The sequence below is a fragment of the Atopobium sp. oral taxon 199 str. F0494 genome (assembly GCF_000411555.1).
Classification (GTDB): Bacteria; Actinomycetota; Coriobacteriia; order Coriobacteriales; family Atopobiaceae; genus Lancefieldella.
In genome coordinates, this window is record NZ_KE150486.1 from 121,704 (window position 1) to 144,424 (window position 22,721).

Below are 22,721 nucleotides of genomic sequence, written 5' to 3' on the forward strand. Positions count from 1 at the left end.
GAGACCCTTCAATTTCATAGTTTGTTACCGGGTTATTTCGCACGACTCGCTTTCGCAAACGAAGTCCGCGCGCTTTTGTATAGTAATCAGGCCCCAGCAGGGTAGCCTATCAACGTCGATTATGAAAGAGGTGCGCAATGCTGGACAATTCTGTAAGCCGTCGTGAGTTCTTGAAGGCATCCGCTATGACAGCAGCAGGTGGTGGCGCATCTATGATGCTTGCTGCATGCGGCGGTGGTGAAGGCGAGAAGAGCGGCGGCAGTGATAAAAAGAAGATTCTGCGCTTTGGTTCCACCAACTCCAAGCAGGGGCTGGATATGCAGCGTGCGAACAACTCACAATCAGCAGCCGTGGCCGATTCTATCTGTGAGGGTCTCTTGCGCTGGACCGAGGAAAACGAACTCGTGCCCTGCCTTGCGAAGACGGTTCCTTCCTTTGAGCCCGATGGCATTACGCTAAACGTTGAGCTCAAAAGCGGCGTGAAGTTTCACGACGGTACTGAACTTAAGGCAACGGATGTCAAATACACCTTTGAGCGTATGTTCAGGCCCGAAACAGGAGCGCTTTCCACCAGTTTCTTTTCTGGTATCAAAGGCGCTCAGGAGATGCTCGCGGGAACCGCTACAGAGCTTGAAGGTCTGAGTATCAAAGACGATACGCATCTTACCTTTACGCTTACTGCACCAAATATGGCTTTTATCAGTGTGCTTGGCATCTCGTATGCCTGCATTTATCCGGAAGCGGCTTGTGAGGCGGCCGGCAAGAACTGGGGCACCGGTACAAATCTTGTCGGTACCGGCAAGTATCGGCTTGCTGAAAACGATGACACTACGGCCGTCAAGCTCACACGGTTCGATGACTATCATGATGGTGCGCCCGCGCTTGATGAAATTCGCATTACGTATTATGACGATGACAACACAAAGCTGTTGGCGTACAAAAACGGGGACCTCGACTGGTGCGATTTGCCGGCGGCCCTCTTTAAGCAATACTCCGGTGACGCGGATCTCAAAGACCAGATCACCAGCTATCCGACGCTTGGTGTGAATTTTATCAATCTGAATCTCAAGGAAGACAACGGCCTTACTGACGTAAGGGTTCGTCAGGCCCTTTCATATGCGATTAACCGTCAGGAGCTCGTGGACACCTTCGCCAATGGCAATGGCATTGCCTGTTCCGGATGGCTGCCGCAGCAAATTCCCGGTTTCGATGTGAATGCGCCGGTCTTTGCCTATGATGTTGACAAGGCTAAGGCCCTTCTCGCTGAGGCGGGAGTTTCCGACCTCAAACTGACCGGCAAGGTTCGAAAATCAAGCGAGAAACTCCTCATTGCCGTGCAAGACTACTGGCAAAAGGCAGGCGTGACGCTTGACGTGCAGGTAGAAGATAACGCCGTGTGGAACCAGGATTGGGCGAACGGCAATCTTCAGATAACGACGCTGGGCTGGTACGCGCTCTTTGCCGATGGCTCTCAGCATCTGGATACCTATTTCTCCAGCAAGAATGCGGTAAAGAAATCATCGTTTTATAACAACGCTGACTTTGACAAGTATCTGGAGGATGCTCGCAAGGAAACGGACAAGGATAAACGCGCGGAGGATTATAAGGCCGCGGATAATTTGCTGACCCGCACCGAGTATGCGACTCTTCCGCTGTTTTGGCCAAAGAACTCTTTTGTGGCAAAGAGCTACGTCAAAGGTGCTAAAGTAGGAAACCTGATTTACCACTTCTTCGACCTTGATATTGATACGTCTGACGCTGAATACAAAGTACCTGAAGACTAATCGATATCCTATGTTTGAGCCGGCGGCGGCGTACGCTTTTCGCGCGCGCCGTCCGCTTTAAGGCCAGGAGAGGAGCACTGGTGAGATCGTTTCTCATCAAACGAATCTTTCAGGCGGTGGGAGTTGTTATCTGCATCTCCGCGCTGACCTTTTTCATTTTGAATGTGGTTCCGGGAGATCCGGTCCGCGTTATGATGGGTGATATGGCTGACGAGCAAACCGTCCAGCAGGTACGTCATACCATGGGGCTCGATAGGCCCGTGCCGGAGCAATACGCGCACTGGTTTGGCAATATCCTGCACGGCGATTTTGGCACATCGTACACGCAGAAAAAATCCGTCATCGCGCTTATGAGCAAGGCGCTTACGGTAACGCTGCAGCTGGCGGCTTTTGCCTATGTGTTTGCGGTGGTGTTTGGTCTGCTGATGGGCATTATCGCTGCTGTCAATCATGGAAAATGGCTGGACCGTACGCTTATGTCACTGGCGGTCTTTGGCATCTCGGCTCCGGTGTTTTGGGTGGCTATCGTGCTTCAGATTGTGTTCGCGCTGAATCTGAAATGGTTTCCGCTATCTGGCGTCAAGACGTCTGCCGCGTATGTACTGCCGATTATCGCGCTGGGTACCCGCTATGCTGCAAGCATTGCTCGCGTTACGCGCACGAGCATGTTGGACGTACTCAACCAAGATTACATACGAACCGCTGAGGCAAAAGGTCTTTCCCGCTGGTCAATCATTATCAAGCACGGTTTGCGCAACGCCTTGATTCCCATCATTACCATCGCGGGAACGCAGCTGGGAGACATTCTTACGGGATCAATTCTGATTGAGTCCATTTTTGCCATGCCCGGCATGGGTAAGCTTCTACTTGATGCAATTAACGCGCGTGACCTGCCGCTCATTGAAGGAAGCGTCATGTACATCGCGGTCATCTGCGTGGCAATCTATCTTGTGGTGGATATCCTGTACGCAGTTGTCGACCCGCGTATTCGGCTCGGAGGGGAGGCGTCGGAGTAATGGCGATATTTACCGGAGACAATAACAGCAAGAGCGTCCAAAAAGCGGAGCGCATTGCCGCCGACGCCATGCAGGCTCAGCAAGCCGAAACCGTCCGCACCGGCAAGACTCGGGCAACCAGCTATTGGGCGGTAAGTTGGAACATTTTCAAGCGCAATCGTTTGGGCGTGTTCTGCCTCGGTATCGTGGGTATTTTGGTGCTGGTGGCGCTTCTCGCGCCGGTGCTTGCGCCCTATGACTTCAAGACGCAGGAGCTCTCCAATATGCTGGCGGCTCCAGGTGCGGCGCACCCCTTTGGCACCGATGAGTTTGGCCGTGACATTTTGTCGCGCGTCATTTACGGTTGCCAGATTTCGCTTTCCGTAGGCGTTGTTTCGCAGCTGATAGCCCTGTTGATTGGGTTTACCGCCGGTGTTGTGGCCGGCTATTACGGCGGCCGCGTTGATGCGGTTATCTCCTTTGTTATTCAGGTCTTCTCTAGCTTCCCGTTCTTGCTGTTTGCCATTCTCATCATGTTTGTGATGGGACCAGGTCTCATTAACCTTTATGTGGCGCTTGGCCTTTTGATGTGGACAACTACAGCGCGGCTGATTCGTGGCGATGTCATGCGGCTCAAAAATTCCGAGTACATTCAGTCATGCGTTTTATCCGGTGGCAACGACCTGCGCATTATTTTGCGCCACCTGCTTCCTAACTGCGTGTCGACGCTGATTGTGGTTTCGACGCTCGGCATCCCAAGCGCCATTCTGTCTGAGGCCTCCCTTTCGTTTTTGGGTCTTGGCGTGCAGCCGCCGACGGCAAGTTGGGGGCAGATGATTTCGGCCTCACAGCCCTACATCCAAAGCAACCCAACGTACAGTATTATCCCGGGTATTGCCATTATCATTACTGTTATGGCGTTCAACCTGCTCGGCGATGCCCTGCGCGACGCGCTTGACCCGAAGATGCGCTCGTAGGGGAGGGACACCATGGAAAACACTACCAAAATCGCTGACTTTTGCAGCCTTAAAGAGCGTGAACTTGCCAAAAAGACAGCGCGTGAGCAGCGAGAAGAACAGCGCAACAGAGACGTTCTTCTCGACGTCAGTCACTTGGACGTTACGCTGTTTACCGAAGATGGAATGCTGCCCGCCGTTGACGACCTTTCGTTCAGTATGCGTCGCGGTGAAACGCTGGCTGTGGTGGGTGAGTCGGGCTGCGGCAAATCGATGACTGCGCTTTCGGTGATGGGACTTCTGCCTCAGCCGCCGGCAAAGATCACGGGCGGCAGTATCGTTTTTGAAGGCATTGACCTAGCTGGGCTTTCGCGTGACGGCATGCGACCTTTCCGCGGGAACCGCATTGGCATGATTTTTCAGGAGCCCATGACCTCGCTTAATCCTGTTATGAAAGCGGGAGATCAGATCCGCGAGGGTATCTTGGTACACAATCCCAAAATGGGAAAGAAGGAGGCGGGAGCCCGCGCGCTCGACATGATTAGGCTTGTGGGTATTCCCGCGCCCGAGAAGGTCTTTGGCAGCTATCCGCATGAGTTGTCCGGCGGTATGCGGCAGCGCGTCATGATTGCCATGGCTCTGGCGTGCCAGCCATCGCTTCTGATTTGCGATGAGCCTACGACTGCGCTCGACGTGACCGTACAAGCTCAAATCCTGCAGATTATTGACCGCATGAAATCTGAGATGGGTACGGCGATTATGCTCATCACGCATGACATGGGTGTCGTATCCGAGATGGCCGACTGGGTCCTTGTTATGTATGCGGGCCACCGTGTTGAATATGCGCAGGCGGCGGAGCTCTTTACGAATCCCTTACATCCCTACGCCCAGGGTCTTATCGCGTCCATTCCGTCGTTTGATGAGCGCTCTGAGGAACTGTACGCCATTCCCGGTAACGTGCCGATGCTTTCCGCGATGCCGACGGGTTGTCCGTTTCATCCGCGCTGTCCGTTTGCGAAAGATATCTGCCGCGAGAAGCGTCCGCAGTCGGAGCCGGTTGAGGGAAACGAGTGTCACACCGTCTCATGTTGGAAGTATCGTAAGGAGTGGGGTGAATAATGGCCGACAGCTTGCAAAAAAACAATGATTCAGCCGATGTGGTGCTGAGCGTTGCACATCTGGTCAAACACTATCCTATCAAGTCGGGTGTGTTCAGCCGTTCGAGCGCTGTTATTCACGCCGTTGAGGACGTTTCGTTTGAGCTGCACCGGGGCGAGACGCTTGCTATTGTCGGGGAGTCCGGCTGCGGCAAGTCTACAACCGGCAAGTGCGTGCTTCGTTTGACTGAGCCTACCTCAGGCAAAGTGATGCTTGATGGAGTGGACTTTACCAGCCTCAAGGGTTCCGCGCTGAAAGACGCCCGGCAGAAGATGAAACTCATTTTTCAGGACCCGTACAGCTCCTTGAACCCTCGCATGACGGTCATGGATATCATCGGCGAGCCGATAGATATTGCACAAGCATATCCGACCCGCGCCGAGCGTAACGCCCGCATTGAAGAGGTTATGCAGGAAGTGGGACTTGACCTTGCCTTCAAGTACCGCTATCCGCACGAGTTCTCCGGTGGCCAGCGTCAGCGTATTGGTATCGCCCGCGCTATTGTGCTTGAGCCTGAGATTGTCGTATGTGATGAGCCCGTATCAGCCTTAGACGTTTCTGTGCAGGCAAAAGTAATCAACTTGCTTGAGCAGCTTCAGTGCGAACACGGGCTGTCGTATATCTTCATCAGCCACGACCTTTCCGTGGTTCGCCACATTGCCGATACCGTTATGGTGATGTATCTGGGCCATGAGATGGAGTTTGCGTCTAAGTCAGAGCTGTTCGAAGATCCGCTGCACCCGTATACCCAGGCTCTTCTCGACGTCATTCCGCGCATTCGTCATGAGCATATCCAGGACAAAAAGATTCTGCAAGGAGATGTTCCTAGTCCGGCCGATCCGCCCTCGGGATGCGTATTCCATACGCGCTGTCCCAAGGCTATGAAGGTCTGCTCAAAGCGGAGGCCCGAGCTGTTGGAACCAAAATCGGGCCATGTGTGTGCGTGCCATTTGTATGACGAGAGCCTGAGCGCTGAGGAGCGTAAGCCGCTATAGCGGAGGCGTTGTGTGTGATTCCCACATAATCTAAACACATTTCTAAAAAATAGTACATTTGTACTGGTAACCCTGCTTCTTGTATGGAGAAGCAGGGTTTTCTACTAGATATTGTGGTTACAGGACGAAATTTCATACAAGCGACATCCTCCCAGCTAAAAGTGGAGAAAATATTTTGTGGGGCAAAGTGTTTTCTAGTGTTTAAAAGTGTTGAATTGAGCTATATTTATCTCACGTTCGAATGGCGAATGAGCGTTATGCCGACGACCGCCGCGCACATACACCCTAAACACACTACGCGCGGCACACTCGGCAGACGCGACTACACGATCCGGCATCGGTCTTGCGGCCCAAAGGACCCAAGACGTTGAAGCTCAAGGCTTCGAGACGATACGAAAGGAGGAGGACATGCTCACTGGTCAGTATCAGCGCTCATTGGACTCCAAGATTCGTGTCACGCTTCCGGCAACTCAGCGCAAAGAGCTGGGCGATTCTGTCGTTCTCATTCGCCGCAAGGACGCGCTTCACGGCTACGCGCCTGAAGCCTACGAGGCGTTTGTTGCGTCCATTCCTATGGAAGGTAAGGATCCCCGTCAGGTGGATAAGGCTTTGCGGTCTCTCAATGCCCGTGCGACGACGGTCGATATCGACTCGGCCGGCCGCGTGGCTCTGGGCAAGATCGACGAATCCGATCCGACTGCCCGCGGGGATCTTGATCTCAAGCGCGACGTCACTATCGTTGGCAACGGTGACCACATTGAGATTTGGGACACCGAGAAGTGGGACGACTACTTCAATGCCGATAGCGGTGTCGACGCTCTTGAGAATCTCATCTTCGGCTCGTAGGGCAAAGGCGAGAAGAACGTGGAACGTAGCAACTTGACAGTTGAATATCGGCACCAACCTGTGATGCTCGCCGAAGTGCTTCGAGAACTTAATCCCAAGCCGGGCGAAATCGTATGCGACTGCACGCTGGGCGGAGCTGGGCACACCATTGAACTTGCAAAGCGTATCGTGCCCGACGGCCTTTCCATTGGCATTGATCAGGATGCTATGGCGCACGAGGCCGCAGCCGCCCGCATGGCGCGCGAAGTTCCTGACGCGGAGTTTCTGCCGCTCAAGGGCAACTTCGGGGACCTTGACGAACTTCTCGTCAAGGCGGAAGTTCCCGGCGTGGACTGCTTCCTTTTTGACATCGGCGTGTCGTCACCGCAGCTTGATATCCCAGAAAGGGGCTTTTCGTACCGCGAAGACGCCCCGTTGGATATGAGAATGGATCCGGGGAAACACACTCCAACCGCGCAAGAGGTCATCAACACCTATACCGAAGCCGACCTCACCCGTATCCTTCGCGTTTTTGGCGACGAGAAGTTTGCGCCGCGCATCGCGCGCAGCATTGTGGAAGCGCGCAAGAAGGCTCCTATCGAGACGACCTTGCAACTTGTGGAGGTTATCAAGGAAGGAATTCCCGCGGCGGCCCGTCGTCATGGCGGACATCCCGCCCGTAAGACCTTTCAGGCGCTGCGTATCGAGGTCAATCATGAACTTGACGTGCTTGAGCGCGGTCTTCGTTCTGCGATTGCATGGGCAAATCCCAAGGGCAGAATCTGCGTGATTTCGTATCACTCGCTTGAAGATCGCATTGTCAAGCATGTTTTTTCCGAGCTCAGCCAGGGTTGTATCTGTCCGCCTGACCTTCCGGTCTGCGTGTGCGGACAAGTGTCGATAGTCGATGTGAAGACCAAAAAACCTCTGACGGCCACGCCGGAAGAGATTGCGAAAAACCCACGGGCGCGAAGCGCGCTCATGCGCGTAGCGGTAAAACGCGACGCGAACATATGAAAGAAGAGCAGGGAAGCCTGCGCACCGGGTGAAAGCCCACGAGAGGATTGAACAACATGGCACGCTATGCATCAGAGGCGATTGACATGACCGCAGAAGAGAGGGCCTACGAGCGCCGTCAGACATCTGCTCGTCCCTCATTTGAAGTGGTTACCGGCGGTGGCCTTGATGCCCATGCGCGCCGTGGCGTGTCCTCTCAATTTGTCTCTGCCGTTGTGATGGCGGTTCTCGCGTTTGCACTTGTTTTCGCTGTGGGCGTGGGACGTGTGGCAATCTCCACAATGACCGTCTCAAAACTCCAAGCGAACAATGAGACGCGTGTGACGATGCGTCAGATGACAACGGAAAACGACAACCTTCGCATCTCTCGCTCCCTTCTCTCCAGCAATACTCGAATCGAGAAAATCGCGACGCAGAACTATGGCATGAAACTTTCTGAGAACCGTGCGGTCCTGAACCTCAACGGCTCTCCGCAGGCGTAAACTATATGCTGTGAGTACTACGACGAGAAATAACAACCGCCGCAGGCGGAGGAATGCTCCGGAGGCCTCGTATGACGAGGCCTCTCGTGTGCGTTATCGCACCCGCGCGGGCGTTGTCGGCAACGCGGCAAGCGACGATACTCTTTTTGGGCGCCGCTTTACCGTGCTTTTTGCCATCATGGGTTTTATCGCCGTCGTTATTTTGGGATTTCTCTTCTTCTACCAGGTCATCAATCAAAAAAGCCTTGCAAAAGGCGCTGAAGAAAATCGAACGAACGTTATAACGCTTCACGCCAAGCGCGGCACCATCTATGACAGAAACGGCAACGTCCTTGCTATGAGCGTTGACTGCAAAGATATCTATTGCAATCCGAAGGAGATTAAAGACCCCTCCGGCGTAGCGCAGGTGCTTGCGGACAACCTCGGCGGAAAACCGGGCGACTATCTTGACGCTCTCAAGCAAGATACTACCTTCGCCTACGTTAAGCGTCAGGCGGACAAAGACGCGGCGGCGAAGGTCAAAGCCGCGCTTGAGGAAAAGAAGCTTGCCGGCGTGTACTACGTTGACAACACCAAGCGTGTGTATCCGTATGGAAACGTTGGTGTCCAAATCCTGGGCTATGTCGGCAGCGAGGGCAAGGGGATATCTGGTCTCGAATACTATTACGACAAAGAGCTTTCCGGCAAAGATGGCGAGATGATTATGGAGGCGGGTCTTGGTGGCACGCCTATCGCCGGGGGATCTTCTCAGGTAACTGAAGCACAAAACGGCAAGGATATTGTACTGTCGCTTGACATCGCCTTGCAGCAGGAAGCGGAAAAACAGCTCACGCAGGCAGTCAAGGACAATGAAGCCAAAGACGGCGGCTCTCTTCTCGCCATGAACCCCAAAAACGGCGAAATTTACGCGGCATGTTCGTATCCGCTACCGGACTTCTCGGGCAAAACTGAGCTTGACCCTGATTCACTGACGTTTAAGCTGGTGTCCAATTCCTACGAGCCCGGTTCGGTCTTTAAGGTTGTAACCACGGCTATTGGCATGCAAAACAACCTCTTTGGGCCCAATTCCACCTTTACTGTTCCGCTTACCATCGACGTGGGTGGCCATACCGTTGAAGACGATGACTGGCGCGGCAGCGCCATGGACATGACGGTCACCGAAATGATGCGCCGTTCTTCCAATGTTGGCATGGCAACCCTTGAGACTCAAATCATCGGTGATGAACGCTTTGCTCAAGGCGTTGAGAACCTCGGCATCGGCCACGCGACCGGCATTGATTTTCCCGGAGAAGCGGACGGCATTGTGAAACCGATTGACAAATATGAGTCGTATACGGGCGGCAACATGTCGTTTGGGCAGGGGCTTGCCATCCCGCTCATTCAGGTCACGCGCGTCTACGCGGCCGTCGCCAACGGTGGAAATCTGGTAACGCCCCACTTTGCTACCTCCATGGGCGGCAAGGATATTGACTGGCCGGTCAAAGAAGGCGTCTTGAGTGAGGCGACGTGCGACGGCGAGAAGGACATGCTCCGCACAGTCATCCGGGAGGGAACCGGCGTCCGCGCGCAGGTGCAGGGGTATGACGTCGCCGGTAAGACGGGAACCGGTCAGCAGGTGGACAAAAAGACGAGCGCCTATGACAACTCTGGCCACTACGTCTCTTCGCTTTGTGGCTTCGCCAATGCGCAAGATCCTGACGTCTTGGTATATGTTGGTCTTAACGATACGTCCCAGCTGGCGTCCCAGTCGGCTGCGGTAACGTTTTCAACATTCATGAAAGCGACTGTCACGCAGCTGGGCATTCCGCCTGCGACACAGTAAGTGGGAGGTCATATGATTCGCATGTCTGCGCGGGACGTAGCCAAGGCTACACAAGCCGCGCTTCTTGTAGAGGGAACGCGCCCGCTTGCCGGCGAGGTGGAGATTGATTCCCGCCGCGTTGACAAGGACTCGCTTTTTGTCGCGTTTGCTGGCGAGAAGGTCGACGGAAACTCCTATGTTGACGCGGCGCTTGACGCAGGAGCCGCAATCGTATGCGTCAGCGCTGAGCCCGCGGCGGCCACACTCGACCACGCCGGTGCGATGGGAGCAAGTGTACTTCGCGCGGTTGACGATGATTGCGAAGAGTTTCTCTTGTGCCTTGCGGGGGAGTGGCGGCGCCTGCATCCGAGCTGGACGGTGGTTGCCGTGACCGGTTCTGTCGGCAAGACCACTACCAAAGACATGCTGAAAACAGGCATCGCGACGGCCAAGCGCGTGCATGCGACTTCAGGCAATCACAACAACCTCATTGGCCTTCCGATGACCGTGCTTTCGGCTCCCGAGGACACGGAGGTGCTGGTCTGCGAATGCGGCATGAACCACAAAGGCGAGATTTCGCGCCTTACACGCTGCTGTCGTCCGGCTCTTGCCGTCATTACGAATGTTGGTACCAGCCACATCGGTTTTCTCGGCAGCCGCGAGAATATCGCGTGCGCCAAGGCTGAGATTGTGGAAGGCATGGAGGCTCACGGAAGCATTCAACCTACGCTCATTCTGGGAAGCGCGGGCGATTTTACCTCATTTATCAGCGAGCAGTTCGCGCGTCCTGCGGGTGTCTCCACGGTGTGCGTGGGAACGCGAGCTGAAGACGTTTTGAGAGCTGAAGACATATCCGTCAATGAGGAGAGTCTTCCTACCGCAACCTTTGTAGCCTGTGATGGCTGGAAAAAGACGGTAACGCTTTCGGTGCCGGGTCGCGCCGTGGTGGACGATGCCTTAATGGCCCTGGAAACAATCACGCTCTTGGGGCTTGACCGCGATGCCGCTCTTGACGCCATTGCGTCTATGCCTGCCGTCAGCATGCGCCTTTCGGTGCTTACCGCCGCTAACGGTGCGCGCATTATTGACGACTCGTACAACGCTAGTCCGAACTCTGTCGCGGCGGCGCTTGACGTGTTGTGTCACATGCCGGCCAAGGGACGGCGCATTGCTATTCTTGGCGAGATTGGAGAGCTTGGCGCTGACGAGAAGCGCCTCCACGCGTATGTGGGCGCTTATGTCGCCGCGAAACCCATCGATATGGCGGTTTTTGTCGGCACGGGTCCTGCGCGCGAGATGGCTGAGGCGGCGCGCGTGATGGGTCTTTCGGAAGACGCCATTGAGACATTTGATACTGTTGAAGATTTGTCTAAGATATTTGCACCTGTAGTAGAGGCCGGAGATGTCGTGCTGGTTAAGGCGTCTCGTTCTGCCGGACTTGATGCGTTTGTCAAAGGAGTGGTTGCGAATGATCGGTAATCCGGCCTATCCAACCTATCAGGTATTTCTCGCCTTCGGTATTTCAGCGGCTATCACGCTTGTAGGGATGCCGCTCTTCATACGGATGATGCGCAAGGAGGGCGTAGGGCAGCAGATACGTGCGGACGGTCCGCAGCAGCATCTGAAAAAGCAGGGAACTCCTACGATGGGCGGCGTGGTCATGCTGCTTGCGACCGTAGCCACCTGCGTCCTGTGCTCTACCTGGAGTACCGATCTTATTCTCGCGATGGCTGCTATGCTGCTGACCGGCTCGCTGGGTCTTCTTGACGACATTGAATCGGTGGCGCATCGCCGCTCGCTGGGCCTGACACCTTCTCAGAAAATGCTGGGTCTGATTACCATTTCGGTAGTGTTTTGTCTGCTGTCCGTCAACGTCTTGGGCATCGCGCCCGTAATTGCGTTTCCGGGCGGGTTCAGCATCAATTTAGGCGTCTTGACGTCAACGTTTGTGTTTGGAAACACGACAGTGAACGTGCCGTGGCTGTATCTCTTCTTTGTCTTTTTACTGATGGCCGGTTTGTCTAACGCCGTCAATCTGACTGATGGCCTTGATGGCCTCGCGGGCGGGTGCGTCATGGTGGTTATGCTGGTCATGGCGGCCGTGGCCTTTCGGTACGGTGAGGTCAATCTAGCTGTCTTTGCCGCCGCTATCGCCGGCGCCTGCATCGGTTTTCTCTGGTTCAACAGCTATCCCGCTTCAATTTTTATGGGCGACACCGGCTCTCTTGCCTGGGGAGCGGCTCTTGCGGCCTTGGCCGTGCTCACAAAGACCGAAGTGGTCTCTTTGGTGATGGGTGGGCTCTTCATCATTGAAGCGCTTTCAGTCATTATCCAGGTGGTCAGTTTCAAGCTCACAGGCAAGCGCGTGTTTTTGATGGCGCCCCTGCACCACCATTTTGAGAAGCTCGGCTGGAATGAGACGAAGGTAGTTATCCGCTTCTGGATCATTTCCGGAGCCTTCGCTGCGCTTGGCTTCGCCCTCTATTTTCAACTCGGATAAGATGTCTGCCTAGGAGGCATACCTCATGTCGGTGCACGTACCTGAAAAACTTGGTGACGTCTGCGTTCTTGGTCTGGGCAAGACGGCGCTGTCCGTCTGTTCATATCTTGCTGGCCTCGACGCCTCTCGGGTGAAGTCTGTCACGCTTTTCGGCGGATCCGATGCTCACGCGGGCGAGAAGACCGCTGAACTTGAAGCGCTTGGCGTGCGTGTCATCACCGGTACCGACGATGTGGACGGCGCGTTTGATATCTGCATCGCCTCCCCGGGCATCCCTGATTCCTCAAAGCTGTTCTTGTCCGCCGCGTCGTGCTCAAAAGAGATTATCGGCGAGCCTGAGTTTGCGTATCGTGAAAGTCCCAACAAGTGGATTGCCATTACGGGAACGAACGGTAAGACAACTACGACCGCTCTTACCACGCGCATCCTGCAGACCGCTGACGAAGACGCCGTTGCTGTAGGAAATATCGGCTGCACTATTACCGATGAGCTTGCCGGCCGTCAAGACAGTGAGTGGTTTGTCGCTGAGCTTTCAAGTTTTCAGCTGGCGACCATCAAGCGCCTGCACCCCCGCGCAGCAGCGCTCTTAAATATCACTCCCGACCATCTTGAATGGCACGGTTCGCTTGAGGCTTATGCGGCGGCAAAAGAACGCATCTTTGAGAACCTTGATCCGTGCGATCTGGCGGTCATCTCCGACCTGGACGCGTATTGTCGCGCCTGCGGAAAGCGTCTGGATGAGCGCGGCATGCGCGTCTGTCACGTAAGCACCCAAGATCCAAAGACTTCGTGCGCGGCGTTTGTGCGCGAAGGGGTTTTGGTGATACGCCGCAATGGGCGCGAAACGGAGTTGGTGCGAAAAGATGACCTGAAGATTCATGGAATTCATAACGCGCTCAACGCGCTTGCGGCTTCCGCGCTGGCGCTGGAGGTTGGCGTTGATCCGGTTTCCATCCGTCATGCGCTGCTTGATTTTGCTCCGCTTGAACACCGTATTGAGCCGGTTAAAGAGGTTAGCGGCGTGCTCTATGTGAACGATTCGAAGGCTACCAATACCGACGCTGTTGAAAAATCGCTCACATCGTTTTCCGGACGGGGAGTGGTGCTTCTTTTAGGTGGCCATGATAAAGGTACGGATTTGACGCAGCTTGCCACCGCTGTCAACCGCGTCTGCAAAACAGCGCTTTGCTACGGAGCAGCGGGCAAGCGCCTTGCTGCGGCGCTTGCGACTGAAAAGGAAAAGAGCGCCTCGTGTCTTGATATCATTGAAGCGCCTCATATGAAAGACGCTTTTGACGCCGCCGTCAAAGCGGCCGCGCCAGGAGATGTTGTACTTCTCTCCCCGGCATGTTCTTCATTTGACGAGTTTTCCGGCATGGCCGAGAGAGGCCGTGTTTTCAAACAGTATGTATACGATCTTGCAGAACGAGAGGGTGTTCTCTCATGACGAAGAGCCGTCGCAAGGAGCGCACTCTGTTTGGCGTGCCTGAACGGTTTATGAAGCCGCGCATTATCTTAGTGGTTGCCACGGTACTTCTGGTGCTGTTTGGCATGCTTATAATTTATTCAGCATCGTCGGTAACGGCGATGACCAATCCTGATATGGGTAACAGTCCCTTTTATTACGTTAAGAAGCAGGCAATTATCGCGCTGGTTGGTACTGGTATCGCTGTGTTTATCGCAGTCGTTGATTATCGGCGTATCTGCATGGGGTGGCGTATTCTTTTTCTTATTACCCTGACCATGCTTGGTGTGGTGCTGCTGCCTTTTGCCGGCGCTGACGCTCTGGGCGCTACGCGCTGGATTTCCATAGGCGGCTTTACTATCCAGCCGTCCGAATTCGCAAAGATCACCATCATTATGATGGTTGCGTTTTTGATTCAGCAGTACCTGGTTGATGGCGTCCTTGACCAGCGGCGCTTTTTCATTACCTGCGCCGTTGTTGTCGGCATTCCGCTTCTGCTCATCTTGCTTCAGCCGGATAAGGGGACAACGCTCATCATCGTTTCCGCCATCATCATCATGGCTTTTCTCGCCGGTTTTGACATGCGCTTTGTGGTGCTCACCGCGATTGTGGGCGCGGCAATCCTGCTGTTTCTCGCCACGCGTGACGAATACTCACGCGCGCGGTTTTTGATTGGACTCAATCCGTGGGCCGACTACCACAATACGGGCTATCAGCTGGCTCAGGCACAATACGCCTTTGGAACCGGCGGCCTTTTTGGCGTGGGCATTGGCTTTTCCCGCCAGAAATATTCCTATCTTCCTATGGCTCATAACGACTTCATTTTCGCAGTTATCGGTGAGGAAACGGGATTTATCGGTATTCTCTGTCTGTTTGCCGTCTTCGCGCTCGTTGCTTGGGCGGGATATCAGATTGCTCGATATGCTCCTGATCTGACCGGCCGCCTTGTTGCGGCGGGCTTCACGTCAATGTTTATTTTTCAGGCACTTTTGAATGTTGGCGGTGTTGTGGGCGCGCTGCCTCTTACCGGCAAGCCGCTTCCTTTCATCTCCTATGGCGGATCGACGCTTTTGTCTAGCTTAATGACGGTGGGCGTGCTTATGTCCATTTCGCTTCGGTCAAGTCTTCCCGAGACAGAGCATGATTCTCGCCGTCGCTCCTGGCAGATTGCAGGAGAGAGGATTGACGACTCTTTTGAAGAAGCCTACGGTGACGATTACGGCGCAGGATATAGCGCCGGTATCGGAACGGTACGGCCGTCTTCTCCGTCCGCGTCATTCACGATGGTTGAGGGCGGCGCGAAAGAGTCACTGCGCACTTCTCGCCATCGCATCGATTTGGGACCAAGCGCTCGTGAGCGCCTGCGCTCCTCCTCGGATAAAAAGCGCAATCGAAACAACGGAAGGAATTCCCGTGACTGACACGAAAAAGCTTCTTACCATAGCAATTGCTGCCGGCGGCACGGCAGGCCACATCAACCCGGCTCTCGCGTTGGCGGAAGAGCTGAGGGACCGCGGGCACCAGGTACGTTTTTTTGGTCAGAGCGATAAGCTTGAGGGCAGACTTGTGCCTGAGAACGGCTTTGAGCTGGTGCCCATTCATGTTTCCGGTTTTAATCGCCGAAAGCCCTGGACGCTCGTATCGGCGGGCGTTCAAATGGAGCGCGCGAAACGGCGACTCAGCCGGCTTTTTGCCCAAGAGGGTGCCCCTGACGTAGCTGTGGGTTTCGGCGCCTATGTGGAACTGCCGCTCATGCGTTTTTGCGCCGCGCACAAGGTTCCTTATGTGCTGCATGAACAGAACTCTGTGACGGGTCTTGCCAATCGCGTATCAGCAAAAGACGCCTCCTGCGTATGCATTGCATTTCCGCAGGCAAGAGCCGCATTTGAAAACCATGTCGCAGATCCTGACTGCATCGTGGTAACCGGAAATCCCGTGAGGCGCTCGGTGCTTTTTGCCGACCGCTCGAAAGCGCGCCAGGCTCTTGGTATTGCTGAAGATGAGGTTTTCCTGCTTGTGTTTGGCGGCAGCCTGGGGGCGCGCAGCCTGAACAACGCGGTGGTCGCCCTCAAAGATCAGCTGTTAAGCCACCCTCATCTGCGCATATTGCAATCATGCGGAGCTGAGCTCTTTGATGAGGTGTCCGCGGCGCTGAAGCTTTCTGATGAGGAGGCGTGCCGGTGGGATGTAAGGCCCTATATTTCTAATATGGGAGAAGCGCTTGCTGCGGCTGACCTTGTCGTTTCTCGCTCAGGAGCGTCTTCTGTGGCGGAGATTGCAGCGCGAGCCGTTCCAAGTGTGCTTGTGCCGTTCCCCTTGGCTACGGCTGATCATCAAACTACCAACGCGCATTTGCTTTCGGATGCGGGAGCCGCCGTTTTGGTACCGGACGATCAGGTAGCAACGGCGTCCTTATCGTCACCTCTTTTAGAACTTGTGGAAGACGCGCAAAAACGCGAGCTGATGCATGAAGCGGCGCGCGGACTCAACCAAGGCCAAGCGGCGTGTCTTCTTGCGAACCGCGTGGAACTTGCCGCACGAGCGTGCTCATGACAGGATATTCGGCTAAAGTTATAAGCCTTATCGCTTTATCGGAGGAGCTTTACCATGGCTAATCAGGATATACCAACGGTTACGCGCGCCCACTTCATCGGCATTGGTGGAGCTGGCATGAGCGGCATCGCGCTTGTGTTGCATGAGCGTGGCTGCATCGTTACAGGCTCTGATCTTAAGAGCTCCCGCTATGTGCGTGAGCTTGAAGAGGCGGGCGTGAGCGTCCATATTGGACACACCGCCGCTACTATCGATGAGGTCCGGCCAGACGTTGTAGTCACTTCAACCGCTGTTCCCGAGACTAACCCCGAGGTGATTCGCGCTCGTGAGCTGACTATTCCCATCTGGCCACGGGCGAAGATGCTGTCGTATCTTTCGCGCGGCTGCACGACCGTGGCCGTGGCGGGTACGCATGGCAAGACTACGACGTCATCGATGATTGCCACAATGCTCGACAAACTCGGCGCGGATCCGTCATTTTTGATTGGAGGGGTGGTCGAGGGGTACGACACAAACGGTCGCAACGGCTCGGGTCACTATTTCGTATGCGAGGCCGATGAGTCAGACGGCTCGTTTATGTATCTCAATCCCAGTTTGATTGTGATTACCAACATCGAGGCTGACCATCTTGACCATTATGGCACCCTTGAAAATATCGAGAAGGCCTTCTGCGATTTCATGGGCCTTCTGGATGAGGATGAAACGGTCATCATCAACGGAGACAATCCTCATTGGGTCGATTTGGCGAAATCCACAGGGCGCAAGACGGTCTCATATGGCTTTAGCGAGCAGTGCGACTATGTATGTCGTCCTCGTAAGCGCGAGAAGGGCATCGAAAATCCTCTGTCAGTGACCACTCCGTCAGGTGTAACGGTTGACCTGACGCTCCCGGCAAATCCCGGCAAGCACAATATTGCGAACGCCTGCGCGGCCATCGCTGCGGCTGACTGCTTGGGATACGATCCTGCAGACGCTGCCGCAGCGCTTTCTCAGTTCAAGGGCGCCCGCCGCCGCTTTACCCATGTTGGCGATTGCAACGGTATTACGGTAGTTGATGATTATGGACACCATCCCACGGAAATCAAGGCGACGCTTTCCGCCGCGCTTCCGCTGGGATTCAAGCGTGTCATCTGCGTGTTTCAACCGCATCGCTACAGTCGTACTCAAGACCTTGCGGACAGCTTCGCGCATGCCTTTGATGGGATAGACAAGTTGCTGGTGATGGATGTCTTTTCCGCAGGAGAGCTGCCCATTCCCGGCATTTCCGGCAAGACGATTGCCAGCCGCGTGGAAGCTGCGGGCAATGTGCCGGACGTTCGCTATATTCCTTCTCGTCATAAGCTCGTCGATACGCTTTGTGAGCTGTGTCAACCGGGTGATTTAGTCATCACGCAGGGAGCGGGAGACGTTACCCAGATTGGTCCGGCATATATCAAAGCGCTGTCCGAGCGCACAGGAGAACGGTAAGGCTCAGGTAGCACTTATGGCACGCGATACCAGCCGTCGTGGTACGCCACGCAAGGCAAACACAAAAAAAGCGCCCAAATCTCAGGAGCAGAGAAGCGCCTCAACGCGAGCTTCCCGCACGAGTAAGCCGTCTCGCGCAACGAAGACGTCTCCTGCGAGCGTCTCCGCACGGATGCGAACGAAAAACGGCGCGGCACGCGTCACGCCGTCTGAGGCGCGCGCCGCCCGGCAGCGCAATGCGCGCCGGTGGAACGGAAAGACCGTACGAAACGTACTCATAGGTCTTGCGGCCTGCGCGATCGTCGCGCTTATCGCCTTTTTTATCCTGCGGAGCGCTCCGGTATTTGCCATTACCAACATTACTGTTGAGCCGACTGCCCACGTGACCAATGAGGACATTCAAAAATTAGTTGCGGTTCCAGAAGGCACAACCCTTCTTAACATGGATGAGCAGCAGATAACGGAGAACCTCAAAAAGGATCCCTGGGTCGCGTCGGTTACCTATGAGCGTCAGTTTCCCAATACGCTGCACATCACCATACAGGAGCATAAAGTCTCCGCGCTTGTAGCCATGTCCACTGGTCCCACGGCGTGGTATCTCAGCGATGAGGGTACCTGGCTGCAGCAGATCAACCTGTCTGTAGGGGAGAACAACTCTGTGGGCGTCGCCGCGCTTGCGCAAGCCGAGAAGGACGGCGTGCTTTTGGTGAGCGACGTGCCCGCGACAGTCAGCCCCGTGGCAGGCGCGAAGGCGACAGATGAAGTGATTGAGGCCGTACTGGCGTATCAATCGACGTTTACGTCAGAGCTTACCTCTCAGATTGTCAGCTATTCCGCGGCAAGTGCGGACAGCATTAACATAACGTTGTCCAACGGTATTCAGGTAGCCCTTGGTTCTCCCACGCAAATTGAAGATAAGGAAAAAGTCATCTTGAGTATGGTGCGCCAGTATGCCGGCGAGATGACCTACCTGAACGTGCGCGTACCTGCAAGCCCCACCTACCGGAGGGTCACAAGCGGAAATACGCAAAACGGCACAGGCATCTCCAACGCTACGTCACAAGAGCAGGGGTCTTCTTCTGACTCATTGACTGATCTCAAGGATCATGACACGCAGGACACGTCGTCGTCCAGCGAGAAAAACTAACCGTTTACCGGCTGTTTCCATTATTTTTACATAATTGTTGACGAAAACCCTCAAGTTATGCAATCATACCCCGCTTTGCATGAAGCGTAAGCCTTAACTTGAGGTTCAGGGTTATTACCTGCGGTTCCTGCGAGCGCACGAAAATGTAGCAAGAAAGCGCACACGCGCTCACGACCGAAGGAATAGAGGTACTATGCCACGAGGAGGAAAGATGGTTAAGGACACTGACACCCTTAATAACTACCTTGCTGTCATTAAAGTTGTAGGCGTTGGCGGCGGCGGTACGAACGCCGTGAACCGCATGATTGAGGAAGGCATCCGCGGCGTTGAGTTTGTTGCAATCAATACCGACGCGCAGGCGCTTGCCATTTCCGACGCGGATATCAAGGTTCACATCGGAACTGATATCACCAAGGGTCTTGGCGCGGGCGCAAATCCTGAGGTTGGCAAAGAGTCAGCCGAGGACTCCCGTGATGAGATTAAGGCTGCGCTTGCTGGCGCGGATATGGTCTTTATCACCGCGGGCGAGGGCGGCGGCACCGGCACCGGCGCTGCTCCTGTTGTCGCGGATATCGCCAAAAATGATGTCGGCGCTCTTACGGTAGGCGTAGTCACCAAGCCCTTTACCTTTGAGGGTCGCCGCCGGTATCAGTCTGCTTCTGACGGCATCAAGAACCTTTCCGAGAACGTTGACACGCTCATCGTAATCCCTAACGACCGTCTGCTGGATCTTTCCGAAAAGAAGACCACCATGCTTGAGGCGTTCCGCATGGCTGACGACGTGCTGTGCCAGGGAACCCAAGGCATTACCGATTTGATTACCGTTCCGGGCCTCATCAACCTCGACTTTGCCGACGTGTGCACCATTATGAAGGGCGCCGGCACTGCAATGATGGGCATCGGCATCGCCGCCGGCGACAATCGCGCTGCTGACGCGGCTACCGAGGCCATCTCCAGCCGCCTGCTTGAGAGCTCCATTGATGGCGCGACGCGCGTGCTGCTTTCGGTTGCCGGCAACAAGGATCTGGGTATTCAGGAGATTAACGATGCTGCCGACCTTGTCGCCAAAAACGTTGACCCTGAAGCGAATATCATCTTCGGTACGGTTGTGGACGAGTCCCTTGGCGATCAGGTGCGTGTGACGGTCATTGCCACTGGCTTCAACGACAACAATGTGCAGCAGGGGTCTTTGCCGACGGCTCGCAATGTGACGGCTTCCCGTCCCGGTACTCGCGCCGCGCGTCCTGCGGCTCGGCAGCAGCCGTCCCGTCCGGCTCCTGCGCCGGAACCCTCGCGTCCCGCCGCTTCTTCAAACGACAAGGAATTTGATATTCCTGATTTTCTGAAGCGTAGCAGAATCTAGCATGATTGCGCTGGAGACACAGCGTAGGCAAGGCGTGGCTCTGATTACGGACGTGAGGCGTCCGTACGGGGTCACGCTCGCTTTTACCGAGCGGCAGCAAGGGGTGTCAAAGGGTGCTTTTACATCCCTTAACTTGGGTGGCGCCTGTGGAGACGCGCCTGAGGCGGTGCGTGAGAACAGGTCGCGCGTCCTTTCAGCGCTTGACGCGCACGCGTGCGCGGACAATCTAATCAATCCTCATCAGGTTCATGGTGATAAGATTCTTGTCGTCCGCACGTCAGCCGCCGATGAGTTGGCGGCCGTACGAGTCGAATGCGTCCAGGGCGCTGACGCGATTGTCTGTTGTGCGGAAAACGTACCGGTTCTTTTGTGTTTTGCCGATTGCGTGCCTGTCATATTGGCGGCGCCCAAGGGGTTTGCAGTCGTTCATTCGGGCTGGCGAGGTACGCTCCTTCGCATTGCGTCAAAGGCGGTTCATGTTTTGACGGCGGAGACGGGTGCAAACGTTGAGGACCTTCTCGCCTATATCGGGCCTCATATAGGACCGCGTGAGTATGAGGTTTCTCAAGAAGTTATCGACCGCTTTACGCGTGAATTTGGATCGGGAATAGTGGCGCCTGACGCAGGTGGCCGTCACCTTGATTTGGGCGCCGCGGTTCGCATTTGCCTGACAGAGGCGGGTGTTCTCGCCGAAAACATCGCTGAAGTTACGGAATCTACGGCAGCCCATACGGATCGCTTCTTTTCCTATCGCGCCGAGCAGGGGCAGTGCGGCCGTCATGGAGCGGTTGCCGTGAAGTTGAGGAGCTAAGGTGGATTACGAGTCTTTTCTTGCCGAGCGCCGCTCAGAGATTCTTGAGGTTGTCGCCAACGCCGCAAAACGCTCCGGACGCGATGCTTCAGAGATTGAACTGGTGGCAGTGACAAAGACCGTTCAGCCTGAGGCGGTCCGAGGCGCTTATCAGGTAGGGTATCGTATCTTTGGCGAGAATCGCCCTCAAGAGCTCGGAAGAAAGATTGAGGCGCTCAAGGCCTGGCCCGACATGAGTGACGCCCGCTTTGACATGATTGGCAATCTTCAGACGAATAAAATCAATCACGTCATCGGCAGGGTGGGACTTATTCATTCTGTTTCTTCAGCCCACCTGGCTCATGCGATATCCGTGCGTTCTCAAGCGCGGAGTCTGACGTGTAAGGTTTTGCTTGAGGTCAATGTCTCCGGTGAGGAGTCAAAATCGGGATTTTCTCCCCAGGATATACGAGCTGCGGCAGATGAGCTCTTTGGCCTTCCCGGCCTTGAGATATGCGGCCTGATGACGATGGCTCCAAAAGATGACGCTTCCGCGGCGCGCAGAACGTTTTCCGGATTGCGTGAGCTTAGAGATGAGCTTACGCAAAAAACAGGACACACGCTTCCCGCGCTTTCCTGCGGTATGAGTGATGATTTTCCGTTGGCTATTGAGGAAGGTTCGACCATGATTCGGCTGGGTCGCTTGGTATTTAGCCCCGAACATACTATGGCAAGCGTTCTACAATAGAAATGATTTGATTGCAGTGTTGCTCTATGACAAGCGAAAGGTGTAGAGATGAGCATTCTTGATACATTACGGGATCGGTTCAGAGGTCCGCAGGATGACGATTACTATGACGATGAGTACTATGAGGACGATGAGTTTGACGAGGAGGGCGCGGGTCAGCCACATACCCGTGAGGCAGCTTCGTCCAACAGGCTTTTAGGCAATCCTTCTCGCCCTGAGGCGGAGAGCGTTTCTGTGTATACCCGTTCCGGCCGTCCGGTGTCTCCAGCTCCTGCGTCCGCGGCGGCTCATGAATATCAGCGCCCGCAGCCAACTACTCAGTTTGCCTCCGGAACCACGGTGCAGACGCCGGGCGATGCCGGCCTCAGACCGGTTTCCCGCATGAGATCCGGGCAGCTGCCGCCCTACGTGCTGCGTCCCGTTGCCTATGAAGACGTTCAGTCTGTAGTGCGCCGTGTACGCACAGGACAGCCGGTAGTTCTTGTCTTTAAGAACACCAATACCGAGATCGCTAAAAGAATCCTTGACTTCAGTTTTGGTCTTTCATATGGACTTGAAGGCGCGGTTGAGGCAATAGGAGAGCGCGTTTTCGTAGTCCTTCCGCAGGGAATGGAACTTTCTCAGGCCGATCTGGATAAACTTGCCGCCGATGGGGATATTACAAGATAATTTTGT

Annotated in this window: 20 protein-coding genes; all 20 read left to right on the top strand. The window is 55.0% G+C overall.

Annotated features, from left to right (window positions below; genetic code table 11):
• Positions 1 to 137 precede the first annotated feature (137 nt).
• The 20 genes from HMPREF1527_RS00490 to HMPREF1527_RS00585 all read left to right on the top strand — a co-directional run bounded on the left by HMPREF1527_RS00490 (position 138) and on the right by HMPREF1527_RS00585 (position 22,715).
• Complete coding sequence (locus HMPREF1527_RS00490; RefSeq protein ID WP_016476741.1) at positions 138 to 1,784, top strand: ABC transporter substrate-binding protein; 1,647 nt, start codon at positions 138 to 140, stop codon at positions 1,782 to 1,784.
• An 80-nt stretch (positions 1,785 to 1,864) separates the two neighbouring features.
• The gene (locus tag HMPREF1527_RS00495; RefSeq protein ID WP_016476742.1) at positions 1,865 to 2,800 is read left to right on the top strand and encodes an ABC transporter permease; all 936 of its coding nucleotides are present in this window, start codon (positions 1,865 to 1,867) and stop codon (positions 2,798 to 2,800) included.
• On the top strand, positions 2,800 to 3,756 hold the full coding sequence (locus HMPREF1527_RS00500) for an ABC transporter permease (protein ID WP_016476743.1): 957 nt from the start codon (positions 2,800 to 2,802) through the stop codon (positions 3,754 to 3,756). Before HMPREF1527_RS00495 ends, HMPREF1527_RS00500 begins: the two co-directional genes overlap by 1 nt.
• 12 nt (positions 3,757 to 3,768) lie before the next feature.
• On the top strand, positions 3,769 to 4,854 hold the full coding sequence (locus HMPREF1527_RS00505; RefSeq protein WP_016476744.1) for an ABC transporter ATP-binding protein: 1,086 nt from the start codon (positions 3,769 to 3,771) through the stop codon (positions 4,852 to 4,854).
• Complete coding sequence (locus HMPREF1527_RS00510) at positions 4,854 to 5,888, top strand: ABC transporter ATP-binding protein (RefSeq protein WP_016476745.1); 1,035 nt, start codon at positions 4,854 to 4,856, stop codon at positions 5,886 to 5,888. The genes HMPREF1527_RS00505 and HMPREF1527_RS00510 overlap by 1 nt, the downstream gene beginning before the upstream one ends.
• A 408-nt stretch (positions 5,889 to 6,296) precedes the next feature.
• Positions 6,297 to 6,734, top strand: coding sequence for a division/cell wall cluster transcriptional repressor MraZ (locus HMPREF1527_RS00515; RefSeq protein ID WP_016476746.1), 438 nt, complete (start codon positions 6,297 to 6,299; stop codon positions 6,732 to 6,734).
• An 18-nt stretch (positions 6,735 to 6,752) separates the two neighbouring features.
• Positions 6,753 to 7,730, top strand: a complete 978-nt coding sequence (rsmH, locus tag HMPREF1527_RS00520) for a 16S rRNA (cytosine(1402)-N(4))-methyltransferase RsmH (RefSeq protein WP_016476747.1) — start codon at positions 6,753 to 6,755, stop codon at positions 7,728 to 7,730.
• Positions 7,731 to 7,786: 56 nt separating this feature from the next.
• Positions 7,787 to 8,212 (top strand): cell division protein FtsL, encoded by a 426-nt coding sequence (locus HMPREF1527_RS00525; protein WP_016476748.1) that lies wholly within the window; start codon positions 7,787 to 7,789, stop codon positions 8,210 to 8,212.
• 10 nt (positions 8,213 to 8,222) lie between these two features.
• Positions 8,223 to 10,034, top strand: a complete 1,812-nt coding sequence (locus HMPREF1527_RS00530; protein ID WP_035433569.1) for a penicillin-binding protein 2 — start codon at positions 8,223 to 8,225, stop codon at positions 10,032 to 10,034.
• Between the two features lie 12 nt (positions 10,035 to 10,046).
• Complete coding sequence (murF, locus tag HMPREF1527_RS00535) at positions 10,047 to 11,492, top strand: UDP-N-acetylmuramoyl-tripeptide--D-alanyl-D-alanine ligase (RefSeq protein WP_016476750.1); 1,446 nt, start codon at positions 10,047 to 10,049, stop codon at positions 11,490 to 11,492.
• Positions 11,482 to 12,513, top strand: coding sequence for a phospho-N-acetylmuramoyl-pentapeptide-transferase (gene mraY, locus HMPREF1527_RS00540; RefSeq protein WP_016476751.1), 1,032 nt, complete (start codon positions 11,482 to 11,484; stop codon positions 12,511 to 12,513). The genes murF and mraY overlap by 11 nt, the downstream gene beginning before the upstream one ends.
• A gap of 25 nt (positions 12,514 to 12,538) precedes the next feature.
• The gene (gene murD, locus HMPREF1527_RS00545; protein WP_016476752.1) at positions 12,539 to 13,960 is read left to right on the top strand and encodes a UDP-N-acetylmuramoyl-L-alanine--D-glutamate ligase; all 1,422 of its coding nucleotides are present in this window, start codon (positions 12,539 to 12,541) and stop codon (positions 13,958 to 13,960) included.
• Entirely contained in the window at positions 13,957 to 15,399 is a 1,443-nt protein-coding gene (locus HMPREF1527_RS00550) for an FtsW/RodA/SpoVE family cell cycle protein (protein WP_016476753.1), read from the top strand. Before murD ends, HMPREF1527_RS00550 begins: the two co-directional genes overlap by 4 nt.
• Entirely contained in the window at positions 15,392 to 16,531 is a 1,140-nt protein-coding gene (murG, locus tag HMPREF1527_RS00555) for an undecaprenyldiphospho-muramoylpentapeptide beta-N-acetylglucosaminyltransferase (protein ID WP_016476754.1), read from the top strand. Before HMPREF1527_RS00550 ends, murG begins: the two co-directional genes overlap by 8 nt.
• Positions 16,532 to 16,585: 54 nt before the next feature.
• Entirely contained in the window at positions 16,586 to 17,998 is a 1,413-nt protein-coding gene (gene murC, locus HMPREF1527_RS00560; RefSeq protein ID WP_016476755.1) for a UDP-N-acetylmuramate--L-alanine ligase, read from the top strand.
• Positions 17,999 to 18,014: 16 nt separating this feature from the next.
• Positions 18,015 to 19,145, top strand: coding sequence for a cell division protein FtsQ/DivIB (locus HMPREF1527_RS00565; RefSeq protein WP_016476756.1), 1,131 nt, complete (start codon positions 18,015 to 18,017; stop codon positions 19,143 to 19,145).
• 211 nt (positions 19,146 to 19,356) lie between these two features.
• Entirely contained in the window at positions 19,357 to 20,508 is a 1,152-nt protein-coding gene (gene ftsZ / locus HMPREF1527_RS00570) for a cell division protein FtsZ (protein WP_016476757.1), read from the top strand.
• A gap of 34 nt (positions 20,509 to 20,542) precedes the next feature.
• Entirely contained in the window at positions 20,543 to 21,319 is a 777-nt protein-coding gene (locus HMPREF1527_RS00575) for a polyphenol oxidase family protein (RefSeq protein ID WP_232209510.1), read from the top strand.
• Position 21,320: 1 nt separating this feature from the next.
• Entirely contained in the window at positions 21,321 to 22,046 is a 726-nt protein-coding gene (locus tag HMPREF1527_RS00580) for a YggS family pyridoxal phosphate-dependent enzyme (RefSeq protein ID WP_016476759.1), read from the top strand.
• A 48-nt stretch (positions 22,047 to 22,094) separates the two neighbouring features.
• On the top strand, positions 22,095 to 22,715 hold the full coding sequence (locus tag HMPREF1527_RS00585) for a cell division protein SepF (RefSeq protein ID WP_016476760.1): 621 nt from the start codon (positions 22,095 to 22,097) through the stop codon (positions 22,713 to 22,715).
• The last annotated feature ends 6 nt before the right edge of the window (positions 22,716 to 22,721 follow it).